The organism is Butyrivibrio sp., from assembly GCF_015056685.1.
Classification (GTDB): Bacteria; Bacillota; Clostridia; order Lachnospirales; family Lachnospiraceae; genus Butyrivibrio.
The window spans coordinates 1-16,090 of sequence record NZ_SVFW01000044.1 but is presented as its reverse complement, the minus strand read 5'-3'; the positions used below and the strand labels follow the sequence as shown (position 1 = coordinate 16,090).

Sequence of the window (16,090 nt, the reverse complement as noted above, 5' to 3'; positions counted from 1 at the left end):
CATTTTTACAGCCTCTCGTCTTTATAACACTCATTTTTTATGCAGTTTCTTCTGCCTTATTTCCTGTATAAAGCTGGTAGTAACGCTGCTTCTTGGCAATGAGTTCATCGTGAGTTCCCTGCTCTACGATACGGCCCTGTTCAAGAACTACAATGCAGTCACTATTTTTAACAGTTGAAAGTCTGTGGGCAATAACAAAGGTAGTTCTGCCCTTCATGAGCTTATCCATACCGTCCTGAACAATCTTTTCTGTACGGGTATCAATTGAAGATGTAGCTTCATCAAGGATAAGCACCGGCGGGTCTGCAATGGCAGCTCTGGCAATAGCAAGGAGCTGACGCTGGCCCTGTGAAAGGTTTGCTCCATCACCTGTGAGCATTGTGTCGTATCCTTCAGGAAGTCTTTTTATAAAGCTGTGAGCATTTGCAAGCTTAGCTGCTGCAATTACTTCTTCGTCTGTGGCATCAAGCTTTCCGTAACGGATATTGTCGCGTACAGTTCCTGTGAAAAGATGTGTATCCTGAAGTACTATTCCAAGTGAACGGCGAAGGTCAGCTTTTTTGATCTTGTTGATATTGATGTTGTCGTATCTAATCTTACCATCCTGGATATCATAAAATCTGTTGATAAGGTTTGTGATCGTTGTCTTTCCTGCACCAGTTGAACCGACAAATGCGATCTTCTGACCAGGCTTTGCATGAAGGACGATATCGTGAAGAACCATCTTTTCATCTGTATAACCAAAGTCAACGCCATTAAATGTAACATCGCCTTCCATCGGCTGATATGTTGTAGTGTTATCTGCCTTGTGATAGTGTTTCCAAGCCCAATGTCCTGTATGGTGGTCAGCCTCGACAACTTCTCCATCTTTAATTTCTGCATCAACAAGAGTTACATAGCCTTCATCAGTTTCAGGCTGTTCGTCAAGGAGTCTGAAGATACGCTCTGCACCTGCAAGAGCCATGATTATTGAGTTGAACTGCATGCTCACCTGGTTGATAGGCATTGAGAAGCTCTTATTGAAAGTAAGGAAACTTGCAAGAGCACCAACAGTGAAGCCTACCGCAACTGAGTCAGAAAGAGCTATCGCTCCACCTATCATGGCACAGATAACATAGCTGGTATTACCAAGCTGAGCATTTATAGGTCCAAGAGCACCTGAAAAGCCGTTAGCCTTAAATGAACTCTCATAAAGCTGCTGATTGAGCTCATCGAATTTTTCGATTGCTTCCTGCTCATGATTGAATACTTTGATTACCTTCTGACCAGTCATCATCTCTTCGATATAACCATTTAATGAGCCGATGTTCTTCTGCTGAGCTACGAAGTTTTTACCTGAAGCTTTTGTGGCCTTAGCTGAGCAAAACAGCATAATTCCAACCATCAAAAGAGTTATCAGAGTCAATGGAATACTGAGCACAACCATAGAGATCAGAACACTCACGATTGTGATCGCACTGCTGAGCATCTGTGGAATACTCTGGCTTATCATCTGTCTTAATGTATCAATATCATTGGTGTAGATTGACATGATGTCGCCATGGGCATTTGTATCAAAATACTTTATAGGAAGACTCTCCATGTGGACAAAGAGCTCTTCACGAAGTTTTCTTAATGTTCCCTGGTTAATGTAGATCATGACCTTTGCCTGAACAAAAGCTGCGATCACACCTAATCCATAGAATATCGCAACTCTTCCCATCGCAGCAAGAAGTGGGCCATAGTCACTGTTTCCACTGTCAAGCATTGGCTGAATGTAGGAATCAATAAGTGTCTTTGTAAAAAGAGTTCCCTGAACGCTTGAAAATACTGTTAACAGTATGCAAACAAGCACAGTTATCATATGTAAAGGATAGTATTTAAAAACATATCCCATAATTCTCTTAAATAAAGCACCGGGGTTTTGCACCTTAGGTCTTGGCATTCCACGTCTGTTTCCACCACCGGGACCTGTTTTTATCTGTTTTGTTTCTGCCATTATTTAGCCTCCATCTATAAATATCAGATTATCAACAACTTGGACAACTCAGCCTGCCTGATCAAAATCTGCATCGCCTGAAGCTCCGGTCTGAGACTCATATACTTCTCTGTAAATATCATTGTTCTTAAGAAGTTCTTCGTGAGTTCCAAAACCATTGATTGCTCCATCGTCCATGACGATTATTCTGTCACATCCCTGAACTGAGCTTATACGCTGAGCAATGATAAGCTTTGTAGTTCCAGGTATTTCCTCTGCAAAAGCCTTCCTGATCTTGGCATCTGTAGCTGTATCAACAGCACTTGTTGAATCATCAAGGATAAGGATCTTAGGCTTCTTTAAAAGAGCTCTTGCGATACAAAGTCTCTGTCTCTGTCCACCGGAAACATTGGTTCCGCCCTGCTCGATCTCTGTGTTATAGCCCTGAGGCATCTTCTCTATGAATTCGTCAGCGCAGGCCATTCTGCAGGCTCTCTGGCATTCTTCCAGAGATGCATCCTTATTGCCCCATCTGAGGTTATCAAGAATTGTACCGGAGAACAGCACATTCTTTTGAAGTACTACAGAAACCTGATCTCTCAAAGTCTCAAGGTCATAATCTCTTACATCGATGCCGCCGACCTTAACTGAACCGCCTGTGACATCATAGAGTCTGCTTATCAGGTTTACCAAAGAAGATTTCGCAGAACCTGTTCCTCCGATGATACCTATTGTCTCGCCGGACTTTATCTCCAGATTTATGTCTTTAAGCACAGGCTCTTCTGAAGTCTGGTTATACGCAAAGCTTACATGGTCAAAAGAAATACTTCCGTCCGGAACATTTTTAATGGCCTTGTCATTATTTGTGATATTTGTTTTCTCTTCGATAACTTCTGCGATTCGCTTGCCGCTTGCTGAAGCCATTGTGAGCATAACAAAGATCATAGCAAGCATCATGAGGTTCATGAGGATTGTCATGCAGTAGGTCAAAAGACTCATCAGATTACCTGTTGTGAGGCTTCCGCCAACTATCATATGTGCACCGAGCCAGCTGATAAGAAGAATGCAGACATAAACTGTTCCAGTCATTATAGGGCTCATGAAAACAACGTTGGATTCTGCTTTTACGAACATGTTGTAAATATTCAGAGCAGCTTTTTTGAACTTATTGTTCTCGTAATCTTCTCTTACATAAGCCTTTACTACTCTGATGGCTGATACATTTTCCTGAACACTCTCATTTAGAGCATCATACTTTTCAAATACTTCTTTGAAATATTTAGTTGCCCTGTTCATGATAAATACCATGATAACTGAAAGAATAACCACAGCAACCAGATATATAGAAGCAAGCTCAGCATTTATGGTAAATGCTGCGATCATGGCAATAATAAGAGATGAAGGTGCTCTCATAGCCATTCTGAGTGTCATCATATAGGCATTCTGGATGTTTGTTACATCTGTTGTAAGTCTTGTTACCAGACCTGAAGTTGAGAACTTGTCTATATTCGAGAATGAAAATGTCTGAATATTATCGAACATAGCCTTTCTTAAGTTTCTGGCAAAACCTGCTGATGCCTTAGCTCCAAAATAGGCTCCACCAAGGCCGGCAAGAAGTCCCAATATTGCGATCACGATCATCATGCCGCCTGTTCTAAAGATAAGTGCCATATTGCCGCCATATATCCCTAAGTCGACGATTCTGGCCATCAGGATTGGAATTACCATTTCGCAGATAACTTCTCCAATCATACAGATCGGAGTCATTATGGAAGGAAATTTGAATTCCTTTATTTCTTTTAGTAATGTCTTAACCATATATTTCTCCCTTTATAAAATAATTAGGGTAAAACCCTATAATTAACATCTGATATTTATCGAACCCATATTATCTATGACTTTGTCCAAAAGCTTTCTTAAGGATTCAATCTCTTCCTCTGTCATACCATTAACCAGATAATAGTCAGTGTTTTTTCTTCGCTCCCTTCGTTTATCAACAAATTCCAGTCCCTTTTCTGACAGAGTAACATTTCGGCACCTGCGATTGTCAGGATCTGTCACGTTTTTGATCATGCCCTTTTCTTCCAGCCTCTTCAAAAGGCCTATCGTAGTTGGATGCTTAATATGAAGAGCTTCAGAAATATCCTTCTGAGTTACTTTTTTATCCTTGTGCTCATCCAGGTACGAGATCACCATAACCTGAGAAAAAGTTATATCATCTTCCTTAAGCTCTCTATTGAACATTGAAACAAAGCCCTCATGGATAAGCTTGAACTTAAAGCCTATGGGCTCATGTTCGCGATCTCTAAAAAACTCATTTTGTCCGTCTGTGCAGCTCATTTATTCCTCTCTTTTCAGTGCTTTTCGATGGAATGATTTTTCCACAAAAAGAAAACATGTAGTTAGCTACATGTTATATAATACGTAGCTAGCTACATGTTGTCAATAAGTCAAAACAACTTCATAAAACTTTCATATTTACTTATTCCTCTACTTCAAACCAGTCATCCTGATCTTCATCGTAGTAGTAGTATTTGTCCTCATATTCATCGTAATAGAACAGAGTATTGGTCTCGTCATCATATAGATAGAGGACATCTCCTTCATACATGTACCAGATTTTTTCTTCGTGATCATATACCCAGTCATTTTCATAATCATCGCCATCAAAGAAATACTGCCCCGCGCCACCGCTGCTGTAGTTAAAACCATAATCGCTTTCGTAGGATCCCCAACCGCTCCAATCATCCTCAAAACCACCATAATCGTAGTAGTCATCATATCCGTCGCTTGAAACAAATGATCCCAGCCATTCGATATACTCATTGTCTAAAGATATGCCTTTAAAGACATCTTTCAACTTGTCATAAAAGTCAGAGTCTCCGTAGGGCAGCGAAACCGAGAGGCCTGTAAGCTCATTTTTGTCTGATGTGTGCCCGTAATATGCCACAGAAGCCTTAAGTACAGACATAAGCTTTTTGGCCTCATCACTGTTGTTATCCACACTTTCCATAAGGGCCAGTATGTCGCTTATGTAATAATCTGAAAGAGTTACATCGCTACCATCAGATCCCCAAAAATCCCATTCCTCAATCGCTCTTCCTTTAGCCTTATGGTTTCTACTGTAATTCTTGTCAAGAAGCTTATATTCATTTTTATATGCATAATTTTTCCAGGCATTGAATAAATCTGTGGCAACCGATACGTTAAAAAGAGCGAGACAGGCTGAATCACCGCCATCTTCATTTTCGTTGTCTGTTATTATGTCATCAATAATGTATTTTCCCAAAAGAGGTGTTGCCATTCCCGGATTTTCTTCAAAAGACTTCATCCACCTGCTGTAGTTCCAACCAAGTCCTGATTCAAAATCCTCTGAAAGGAGAGCATATTTGCAATAAGGCGAAAGGGCGTAACAGGTTTCCATGCTGGCCATAATACAGCAGTCCATTCCGATCATGTCAAATTGAATGTCACTGTTTTCGGAAAAAGCTTTTGCCATCTCATCAATGGTGAGACTGTCTTCTTCATCCTGCCACTCATCATAGCCAAATCCATAAACTGGGCCGCCGCCATGATTCCAAAATACAAAAAGATATCTGTCAGCAGGATACTTTGTTTTACAAAAGCCCACAAATTCCGATAACGTATCTTTTGCTGTGCAGTCAAGCTGTCCCAGATTATCTCTCACCAAAACAAGATTTCCGTTATCTACTTTGTATGTCTGTGCCGTTTGTGAAGATATCCCAAAGCCATGCCACTTTTTTGTCCCCATGGTCTGAATAATGACATTTACATTATTCCCTATGCCAGAGGTAAGCATCTCCTCTATATCTTCACATGCCTCCCCCGCCTCTGATTCAAGGTCTGATCCATTCATGTAGATCATTATTGTGGCTGATTTTGCGTCAGTATCCACAGATACCACATCGATATCAGCATAAGGATTCGTGTAACTGCTTTCCTGTGGCTGTTCTGTCAAATCATTACCTGTCTGTACCGTCTCAGGACTTTCATCATCCGTAGGTATTAGCATGATAACAATAAACAAGATCCCCAGTATTGCCAGAAGTATCAGTATAGTTTTTCCTATCTTTTTAAGCATCAAGTCCTCCCCACACTTCCCAACATAACTAAAAAACTGCCAGAATACGCTCTGTATCCCGGCAGTTTTATTTTACCATATGTTTATATTATCTAATTATATAAATAATCTGATACGATCATTCTTTTGCAGACTCTTTTAAAAGAGCTGCGATTTCTTTCTCGTTATCAAGGGCCATGACTTTCTCAGCCAGTTTATCGGCCTCTTCCTTGCTCCACTTAGAGATAACACATCTGGCAGTAAGAACAAGAACAGGATTAACGCTGAATTCTGTAAGTCCAAATGATATAAGAAGAGGAATCAGCATAGGATCAGCTGCAGCCTCACCACACATTCCTACAGGAATTCCTGCCTTTCTTCCACATTCTATGATGTTCTTTATTGAACGAAGCACAGATGGCTGGAAGGTTGAATAAAGATATGCAACATCAGCATTTCCTCTATCAACACTCATTGTGTACTGAGTAAGGTCATTGGTTCCTATTGAGAAGAAATCTGCTTCCTTCGCAAGAATATCAGCTATAAGTGAAGCAGCAGGAGTTTCAATCATGCAGCCCACTTCAATATCCTTGTCATAGGCAATTCCCTGCTCATCGAAATCCTTTTTAATCTCTTCTACCAGCTCTTTTACCGCTCTAAGTTCATCAACGCAGGTTACAAGTGGGATCATGATCTTAACTTTACCAAATGCACTTGCTCTGACTATTGCACGGAGCTGGATCATATAGCTGTCCTTATTACCAAGGCAATATCTTACAGCTCTGTATCCAAGGAATGGATTTTCTTCTTTTTTCATGTTGAGATAAGGAATATCTTTATCTCCACCGATGTCCAGAGTTCTGATGATCACAGGCTTTCCACCCATGGTCTCAGCTGCCTCTTTATAAGCAGCAAACTGCTCATCTTCAGTAGGCATATGATTGTTATCCATAAACAAAAACTCTGAACGGAAAAGACCTATTCCTTCGCCGTCACATTCAATGGCCTTTTTAGCATCCTTTGGAGTACCAATGTTACAGAAAAGTTCAACCGTGTCGCCATCGAGAGTCTTAGTTTCTTTTCCAAGGAATCCCTTGAGCTCAGACTGTTTTTTGATGAACTCTTCTCTCTTCAAAATGTACTTTGAAAGTACGTCTCCCTCAGGATTAATATATACATTGCCCTCTGTACCATCTACTATTGCAGTGTCTTTGTCCTTAACGAGCTTTGTAATATCAGGAACAGAAAGAACTGCCGGTATTTCCAGCGCCCTTGCCAAAATAGCTGAATGAGAAGTCTTTCCACCCACCTCTGTGAGAATACCAACAACGTTTTCCTTGTTGATCTGAGATGTCATTGATGGAGTAAGATCCTTAGCCACAAGAACTGTTCCCGGAGCCACCTTGCTTATATCTATGTCCTTTATACCAAGGAGAATTTTGAGCATAGAGATCTTAACATCGCTGATGTCTGAAGCTCTCTGACGCATCATGTCATCGTCCATCTTTGAGAACATGCCAATAAACATGTCACAAACTGCCTCTACAGCAGACTCGGCACACTGACCTGAATCGATCATTTTGGTCATCTCTCCGGCCATGGAAGGATCGGAAATCATAACTATATGGCCCTCGAGGATTTCAGCTTCTTTTGGACCAATCTTTTTCCTGATGTCTTCAGCCTGAGCAGTTGTTTCGGTTATGAATTCCTCTACAGCTTTATTAAAACGTTCTTTTTCAGCTTGTATATCTTCAATCTTTTTCGCTTCAAATTTAAGATCGTGCTCAACAATAACGCAGACACTTCCGATTCCTATTCCGCGTGATGCGGCGATTCCTTTATACATGCGTACCTCCTAATGAAGTTCTGCTCTCGGATTTTCAATCCTCGCCAGAACGACCATGCCTACTAAACTCGTCAATACCTCGTTAAGTAGTCATGGTCAATCTCCTAAACCACTCTCTACGAGTTCAACCGCTTTCTTTAAAGCTTCTGCTTCATCAGGACCATCGCACTGGATCTCGATCTCAGCACCGCACTTGATGCAAGCGCTCATAAGCATCATAACGCTCTTAGCATCATAAGCTGTTCCATTGAAAACAACCTTAACGTCGCTGCTAAAAGGAGTTACTGTCTGGCAAAAAAGACTTGCCGGACGCATGTGCATTCCCTGTTCATTTGTTACTTTTACTACCTGTGATACCATTTTTAAATCCTTTCTAAAATGAAAACCTGATGTACAGCTACTTAGAAAAGCAGCTGTACATCACCAATTTGTGTTATATCAGTCTTCAATGTTCTTTTTAAGAAGACCAAGCATAAAGCATCCTGCAACAGATCCGATTAAAAGAGCTACAAGATACATTGCTACGTTACCAACTACAGGGAATACGAAGATTCCACCGTGAGGTGCTCTAAGTGTGCACTTAAATGCCATTGAAAGAGCTCCGGCAACACCTGAACCAACCATAAGAGATGGGATTACTCTGATAGGATCAGCTGCTGCAAATGGGATAGCACCCTCTGTGATGAAGCAAAGACCCATGATAAAGTTAACAGGTCCTGACTTTCTCTCAGCTGGAGTGAACTTATTCTTAAAGAAAATAGTAGCAAGAGCGATTGCAATTGGAGGAACCATACCACCAACCATGATTGCAGCCATGATCATATGACCTGTCTCATTCTGGTTAGCAAGACTTGCAAGTCCGAATGCGTAAGCAGCCTTATTAAGAGGGCCACCCATATCTGTTGCCATCATTGCTCCAAGGAGGATACCAAGAACTACCATAGAACCTGTTCCCATTCCTTCAAGAAGAGCTGTTATCCATGCGTTAAGAGCACCAACGATAGGGTTGATCGCACACATAACAATACCGATGATGAAGATACCGCAAAGAGGATAGATAAGTACAGGTTTGATACCTTCAAGTGCCTGTGGAAGTTTCTCACAGATTCTTTCCATGAAGCGAACAAGGTAACCAGCTGCAAAACCAGCAACCAAAGCGCCAAGGAAAGCTGAAGGAACATCTCCGCCAGGTGAAACGAAAGTTGCGCCTGTGCTTGCAAGTGCACCACCTACGAAACCAACTGCAAGACCTGGACGGTCTGCAATACTCTGTGCAATAAATCCGGCAAGAATTGGAAGCATAAATCCAAATGCTGTACCACCAATTGACTTAAACCATGCAGCTACAGGAGTGTTGCTACCAAAGTTACTTGGGTCAATTGAGAAATCATCCAAAAGGAAAGCGATAGCAATAAGGATACCACCACCAATAACGAATGGAAGCATGTGTGATACACCATTCATAAGGTGCTTGTAAGCCTGACGGCCTGCTGATTCATTAGTAGCATCTGATGAAGCTGAGATTTTTCCTGAGTGATGATAAATTGAAACATCCCCGTCAGTTGCCTTCTTAATGAGGTTTTCAGGGTTGTGTATAGCTTCTTTAGTAGATGTGATGATAACAGGCTTTCCATTGAATCTGCCCATATCAATATTCTTATCACATGCTACGATAACTGCATCTGCATCTTCGATATCTTTTGCAGTAAGAACATCCTTTGCTCCGGCTGAACCGTCTTTTTCAACCTTGATATCAACGCCAAGCTCTTTTGCCTTAAGCTCTAAAGCTTCAGCTGCCATAAATGTATGTGCGATACCTGTAGGACAAGCTGTTACGCCAACAAGCTTCTTTACAGAAGGCTTTGCTGCAGGTGCAGCCTTTGCACTTGTCTCTTTGTCTTTTTCTGCTTCCTTATCATCGATTACTTTAAGGAATTCATCAGCTGTTTTTGCTTCAACAAGCTTTTTAGCAAATGACTGGTCCATAAGAAGAGTCATGAGCTTTGAAAGAACTTCCAAGTGTGTATCAGCTGCTGTATCAGGTGCAGCGATCATGAAGAAAAGATTACTTGGGTTTCCATCAAGTGATTTGTAATCAATTCCGCTTGGAATTGTGATAGCTGTAAGTCCTGCTGTCTTTACTGCTGCTGACTTTCCATGAGGAACAGCAATTCCCATACCAATTGCAGTTGACCCCTTCTCTTCACGCGCAAGGATTGCTTCTTTAAATGCTGCTGCATCATTAAGATTACCAACCTTTGAATGCAGGTCGATGAGTGCATCGATCGCGCTTTCCCTGTCAGTAGCAGGGCAATTCAAGAGTATACCCTCTTTCTTTAGTAAATCTGTGATTTTCATAGTCCCTCCTTGTATGCCTTATAGGCAATTATATAGTTCGTGTATTGCTTCTCCTGTTGCCAGATCGTCTGAAAAAGCTGTAGCGCTTCCGGCAGCTGTACCCATTTTGAGAGCCTCTTCGTAGCTCCCTTTATTTAGATATCCGGCGATGAAACCAGCGACCATTGAATCGCCTGCTCCTACCGAATTTCTAACCTTCCCCTTTGGAACACCTACGCGGTATTTCTCACCGGTCTCAGTAATGAGCATTGAACCATCACCAGCCATAGAAATAAGAACATTTCTGGCGCCCATTTCCTGAAGTTTTCTAGCATGTTCCTCAATCTCATCATCGGTCTTAAGAACCGTTCCAAACATCTCACCAAGTTCGTGATTGTTTGGCTTTATTAAAAATGGATGATACTTAAGGACGTTCTTTAAAAGGTCCTTTGTGGCATCAACAACAACTTCGATCTTTTTATCGCAGACAAAAGAAATAATTCTTTCATAAACGTCGCTTGGAAGTGAATTTGGAATACTACCTGCAAGAATAAGAATGTCGCCATCCTTAAGCTCTTTTATCTGTGCAAAAAGCTTATCCAGAGCATCAGCTGGGATCTTGGGACCCTGAGCATTTATCTCTGTTTCAGCCTGTCCTTTTATCTTTACATTGATCCTTGAGATTCCATCGCTCAGCTTTATGAAGTCAGCTTTAATTCCTCTCTCATTTACACTCTTTTCGATTGCTTCTCCGGTGAAACCTGCAACGAATCCAAGAGCTGTATTGTCTATTCCTAAGTTCTTAAGAATAGTTGATACATTGATTCCCTTTCCACCAAAGTAACATTCTTCAGAATCTGAGCGGTTTGTCATTCCAGGTAAAAGAGAATCGCTCATTCTGACTACATAATCAATTGCCGGATTAAAAGTAACCGTATAGATCATGTGTTTCCTCCTTACTTCATACAACCTTCACGATTGTTTTACTACTATAGTTCTTATTGGGCTCTTTATCCGTTATAATGCAGCAGCTTGTTATGTCTGCAAAAGTAACTGAACTAACCTGACCAAACTTGGTATGATCTGCCAGAACATAGGAGATATACGCATGTTTGACAGCTTCCTGTTTTACCAGAGCTTCATCCACATCAGGAGTTGTAAAGCCTGCCGGGATTGAAATGCCGTTTGTTCCCATAAAAGCCTTAGTAAAATGATATTTACTGATTCCCTCGATACAATCAGGACCGATAATCGCTTCTGTTGAAGCCTTGCATCTTCCACCGATGATCATGGTATTAAGGCCTTTTTCCAAAAGCTTCTTGGCATGAACAATTCCGTTTGTAATGTACTTGGCCTTGCTGTTTTCTATATACTTGATCATCTCAAGTGTCGTTGTTCCTGAGTCTATATAAACAAAGTCATCATCATATATTAAAGATGCTGCGTATTTACTTATCGCATCTTTTTCTTCCCTGTTAAGTGATGCCTTAGCTGAAACCGGCGGCTCAAAGGTTGTCACATCACCGGACATAACAGATGTTGCACCACCGAACACCTTAAGTATCTTTTTTTCCTCATGAAGGACAGAAAGATCACGACGAATCGTAGCAGCGGAAGCATCAAATTTTTCCATGAGTTCTGCTACTGTAACTGCATTGTTATCATTAACATATGAAACTATAAGATCACGACGCTCTTGTGTAAGCATATTGCCCTCTTTGTTTTTTATTGAATAAATAATATCATCATACTCAATCAATTTCAATCAATATAAATCACAATTAATCACTGGTAATATTGTAAGATACTCACAAAATAAGCACAAACAATCAATGTGTGTAATTTTTGTGATCAAATCTGAGCAAGTACTTTCACTTCTTATATTATAAACTAAAGGTTATAAATATATTCTTAAAAAAGAATAAACCTTAAGGTTATTACGTAAATCTTCCTTTACAAAAATGCGTTAAATAAACTAAAATATTAGTAGATTTCATATTAAAACATGGAGGTAACTGTCTTGGAAGGAATGAGCTTAACTAATGAGCAGGTTGATATCTTAGGTGAGATTGCCAATATAAGCATGGGAAATTCCGCTACCACTCTGAGTATGATGGTAAATAAAAAGGTAGATATCACTACCCCAAATGTTAAAGTCATTAAGAGAAGTGAAGCCCTTGATGACTACGAAAAGACCTGTATATTTGTACAGATCCATTATGTAAAAGGCCTTCAGGGCAATAACGTGCTCGTTTTGAAAGAACACGATGTCAAAGTCATGACCGACCTTATGATGGGCGGCGATGGAACAAATACCTCAGGTGAGATCACAGAACTTCATCTATCAGCTGCATCAGAAGCAATGAACCAGATGATGGGTACCAGTGCCACAAGTCTGTCCTCAATGCTGGGAATTGCAACTGATATCAGTACTCCTATCGTCAATCAGATTGACGTTGAGAGCATAAAAGTTTTTGAAAAAATGTTTGATACTACCTACGATAAATTTGTTAAAATAGCATTTAGGATGACGATAGGTGACCTTATTGATTCCGTTATGGTACAATTATATCCGGTACAGTTTGCAGAGGATATGTGCCAAAAATTTATGGATAAAGGAAAATAACATTTATAATGAATAAGGCAGAAACACTAGAAATCAAGAAGCAGTTCACACCAGACAGATGCACTATCGATCACATTTGCGGATGCTATGTTGATCACGAAAAAAACAAACGACTTACTTTCAGAAAGGCCTTTGGACAGATCCCAGAGGAAGAAATGTTTAAATACCTGGATATTTTCCAGCACACACTTGCAGGAACATTTGGCAAAAATCTGATTAGTCTTGAGTTTCCTCTTGACCAGGAACAGCCGGGAGGAACTCAGGACTTTCTTTTGACTCTTCGTAATTCAAGGCTTGAAGATGATGAGCTCTTAGAGGAATTCTACGACAAGATCATAGCCAATTACATCAACGGAGAAAACTATTACATAATCGTAGTTCACGCAGTTTATGATATTCCCGGTGTCACAAATGACGGAATCGAAATGGAAGATGCTTCCGACAAGATCTATGACTACATTCTTTGCAGCATTTGTCCTGTAAAGCTTTCAAAGGCAGGTCTCGGCTACAATGAATCCAAGAATGTTATAGAGGACAGATATCGCGATTGGGTTGTAGAGGGTCCTACAAAGGGATTTCTTTTCCCGGCTTTCATAGAAAGAGATATGGATATCCACAATATGCTCTACTTCACTAAAAAGCCTGATGATCTTCAGCCAGAATTTGTAGAGGCCATGTTCGGTGGAAGAGCTCCTATCTCCGCTCCGGAGCAGAAGGACATTTTCGATGCTGTTGTCCAGAACACCATAGGTGATGATGCTGATTATGACATCATGAAAAACATTCATGATAACTTAAACGATATGATCGAAGATCACGCTGAAGACCCTGAACCACTTGAGCTTTCAAAAAAAGACGTCAAGCAACTCCTTCAGGACAGCGGTGTATCTGAAGAGCGCCTTGGTTATTTTGAGGAAAACTACACAAAATGTGCAGGTGATGAGGACTTCCCTCTTCTTGCAAGCAACATTGCCAATACCAAGAAATTCGACATTGAAACACCTGACGTAGTGATCAAGGTAAAACCTGACCGCACAGACCTTGTAGAATCAAAGATAGTTGATGGCAGACAGTGTCTTGTCATTGCTGTAGATGATCATATTGAAGTAAACGGAATCAACGTAAGAACATTTATGAATAAATAAAGAAATAAGGCGATGAAATGAAGATCATTTCATCGCCTTTATTTTACTATTTTATCAGTGCATGCCTCGAAGCATCTCAATAGCAGTTTGAGGACGTTCCTCAGATTTATATTTATTATTATCATACTTATTAAGAAGTCTGGCACGCATCTCTTCAGGATGGTTATATAACTGATCCATCACTCGGTCAAAAACCTGTTTCCATTCACCCATATCGTCGCCTCCATTTATAAAAGACCAACAACAGTAGCGTGATTTATATTATCTGTTTTTCATAAGCTTTGCAATGTCATTTTACACAAAAAAGTGTGAAATAAGTGTGTCCTTGAAAAACAAAAACAGCCTTCTACCAAAATAATGAATCTTTTATTCACCTGTGATTATCAAACAATACCCTGAGCCTTCATAGCCTCAGCAACCTTAAGGAATCCGGCAATATTAGCGCCTGCAACATAGTCGCCTTCCTTGCCATACTTCTTTGCTGCTTCAGAAATGCTCTTATAGATGTTGACCATGATGCCCTGGAGCTTATTATCAACTTCTTCGAATGTCCATGAAAGTCTCTCACTATTCTGGCTCATCTCAAGAGCTGATGTTGCAACACCACCGGCATTAGAAGCCTTACCACAGATAAAGAGAACTCCATTGTCCTGAAGGTACTTTGTAGCTTCAATTGTTGAAGGCATGTTAGCACCCTCACATACAGCGGTTACGCCATTTGCTACAAGAGCCTTAGCATCATCAAGATCAAGCTCGTTCTGTGTTGCGCATGGAAGGGCTACATCACACTTAACGTTCCAAACACCGTGCTCACCGTTCTTCTTCTCATGATATTCTGCAGACTTTCTGGCAGCAGCATACTCAGAAAGACGAGCTCTCTTAACCTCTTTTACTTCCTTAAGAAGAGCAACATCAATTCCTTCCGGATCATAAATCCAACCTGTAGAATCAGAACATGTTACAACCTTTGCACCGAGCTGCTGAGCCTTCTCAATAGCGTAGATTGCTACGTTTCCTGCACCGGATACAACAACTGTCTTACCAGCCAAATCCTTGCCATGATCCTTCAAAAGCTCTTCTGTGATATATACGAGTCCATAACCTGTAGCCTGTGTACGAGCAAGTGATCCACCGTATGTAAGTCCCTTACCTGTAAGAACTCCTTCATATACGTCTCTGATTCTCTTGTACTGGCCATAGAGATAACCAATCTCACGTCCACCTACACCGATATCTCCGGCAGGAACGTCTGTATCAGCTCCGATGTGTCTGAACAGCTCTGTCATGAAGCTCTGGCAGAAAGCCATAACTTCTCTGTCTGACTTGCCCTTAGGATCAAAGTCAGAACCACCCTTACCGCCACCGATAGGAAGGCCTGTAAGAGAGTTTTTGAAAATCTGCTCAAATCCAAGGAACTTAATAATTCCAAGGTTTACTGAAGGGTGAAAACGAAGGCCACCCTTGTATGGTCCGATTGCTGAATTGAACTGAACACGGAAGCCATTGTTAACCTGAACCTGTCCTTTATCATCAACCCAAGGAACTCTGAAAAGAATCTGTCTTTCAGGAGTAACAAGTCTCTCTAAAAGAGCATCCTTGCGGTATTCTTCTTCGTTAGCTTCAATAACAACACGGAGTGACTCAAGTACCTCCTTGACTGCCTGATGGAATTCTGGCTGAGCTGGGTTCTTTTCTACGACATAATCGTAGATCTCATCAACGTATGACATTTTCATTCTCCTTCCTGTGCCTTGGCACATAAAAACAATGTAATAAAAAGGGGCGTAAGAAACCAAAGGTCTCTACGCCCCATTGCGCAGACATCACTGCATGTATACGATTATACATTTTAGTAATTTAAAGTGCAAGAGCAAAATTCATTTTTATTTTTTTTTATTACAGTTAGCTAATATATGTCGCAATCAGCCTTACTCCCCGCCTTCATCAGAATCGCCGCCTTCATCAGAGCTTTCATCTGAGTTTTCCTCCGAGTTTTCATCTGAATTCTCCTCCGATTCATCTCGGTAGTTTGACAGCTAATTACATAATAGACCATGCAAGGCCAGTAATGGTCTTTATTTTTTGTCAATTCTCAAAT

Annotated in this window: 13 protein-coding genes; 2 read left to right on the top strand and 11 right to left on the bottom strand. The window is 40.7% G+C overall.

From position 1 onward, the window contains the following. Positions 1 to 37: 37 nt before the first annotated feature. From E7303_RS14065 to E7303_RS14025, 9 genes are all read right to left on the bottom strand, one after another. Positions 38 to 1,978, bottom strand: a complete 1,941-nt coding sequence (locus tag E7303_RS14065) for an ABC transporter ATP-binding protein (protein WP_292146019.1) — start codon at positions 1,976 to 1,978, stop codon at positions 38 to 40. A 48-nt stretch (positions 1,979 to 2,026) separates the two neighbouring features. Beyond that, entirely contained in the window at positions 2,027 to 3,775 is a 1,749-nt protein-coding gene (locus tag E7303_RS14060) for an ABC transporter ATP-binding protein (protein WP_292146018.1), read from the bottom strand. 42 nt (positions 3,776 to 3,817) lie between these two features. After that, a complete protein-coding gene (locus E7303_RS14055) occupies positions 3,818 to 4,297 on the bottom strand; it encodes a MarR family winged helix-turn-helix transcriptional regulator (protein ID WP_292146017.1) in 480 nt (159 codons plus the stop codon). 142 nt (positions 4,298 to 4,439) lie between these two features. After that, positions 4,440 to 6,059, bottom strand: coding sequence for a clostripain-related cysteine peptidase (locus tag E7303_RS14050; RefSeq protein ID WP_292146016.1), 1,620 nt, complete (start codon positions 6,057 to 6,059; stop codon positions 4,440 to 4,442). A gap of 118 nt (positions 6,060 to 6,177) precedes the next feature. Continuing rightward, on the bottom strand, positions 6,178 to 7,884 hold the full coding sequence (gene ptsP / locus E7303_RS14045) for a phosphoenolpyruvate--protein phosphotransferase (RefSeq protein ID WP_292146015.1): 1,707 nt from the start codon (positions 7,882 to 7,884) through the stop codon (positions 6,178 to 6,180). A gap of 96 nt (positions 7,885 to 7,980) precedes the next feature. After that, on the bottom strand, positions 7,981 to 8,244 hold the full coding sequence (locus E7303_RS14040; protein ID WP_022773040.1) for an HPr family phosphocarrier protein: 264 nt from the start codon (positions 8,242 to 8,244) through the stop codon (positions 7,981 to 7,983). A gap of 78 nt (positions 8,245 to 8,322) precedes the next feature. Beyond that, positions 8,323 to 10,242 (bottom strand): PTS fructose transporter subunit IIABC, encoded by a 1,920-nt coding sequence (locus E7303_RS14035; RefSeq protein WP_292146014.1) that lies wholly within the window; start codon positions 10,240 to 10,242, stop codon positions 8,323 to 8,325. Positions 10,243 to 10,260: 18 nt separating this feature from the next. Continuing rightward, positions 10,261 to 11,166 (bottom strand): 1-phosphofructokinase, encoded by a 906-nt coding sequence (gene pfkB, locus E7303_RS14030; RefSeq protein WP_292146013.1) that lies wholly within the window; start codon positions 11,164 to 11,166, stop codon positions 10,261 to 10,263. Positions 11,167 to 11,182: 16 nt separating this feature from the next. Next, positions 11,183 to 11,929: a DeoR/GlpR family DNA-binding transcription regulator gene (locus E7303_RS14025; RefSeq protein ID WP_292146012.1), complete on the bottom strand. Its 747-nt coding sequence runs from the start codon at positions 11,927 to 11,929 to the stop codon at positions 11,183 to 11,185. Positions 11,930 to 12,250: 321 nt separating this feature from the next. Here E7303_RS14025 and fliY point away from each other — a divergent pair, with 321 nt between their 5' ends. Together fliY and E7303_RS14015 are read left to right on the top strand one after the other, a co-directional pair. Continuing rightward, the gene (gene fliY, locus E7303_RS14020; RefSeq protein WP_242829982.1) at positions 12,251 to 12,847 is read left to right on the top strand and encodes a flagellar motor switch phosphatase FliY; all 597 of its coding nucleotides are present in this window, start codon (positions 12,251 to 12,253) and stop codon (positions 12,845 to 12,847) included. A gap of 8 nt (positions 12,848 to 12,855) precedes the next feature. Continuing rightward, on the top strand, positions 12,856 to 13,992 hold the full coding sequence (locus tag E7303_RS14015; RefSeq protein WP_292146011.1) for a DUF4317 domain-containing protein: 1,137 nt from the start codon (positions 12,856 to 12,858) through the stop codon (positions 13,990 to 13,992). Between the two features lie 54 nt (positions 13,993 to 14,046). On the opposite strand, the gene E7303_RS14010 is transcribed toward E7303_RS14015, so the two are convergent. Next, positions 14,047 to 14,205 carry a hypothetical protein gene (locus E7303_RS14010; protein ID WP_292146009.1) on the bottom strand — a complete coding sequence of 53 codons (159 nt, stop codon included), beginning with the start codon at positions 14,203 to 14,205 and terminating at the stop codon, positions 14,047 to 14,049. 170 nt (positions 14,206 to 14,375) lie between these two features. After that, a complete protein-coding gene (gene gdhA, locus E7303_RS14005; protein ID WP_292146008.1) occupies positions 14,376 to 15,722 on the bottom strand; it encodes an NADP-specific glutamate dehydrogenase in 1,347 nt (448 codons plus the stop codon). Between the last annotated feature and the right edge of the window lie 368 nt (positions 15,723 to 16,090).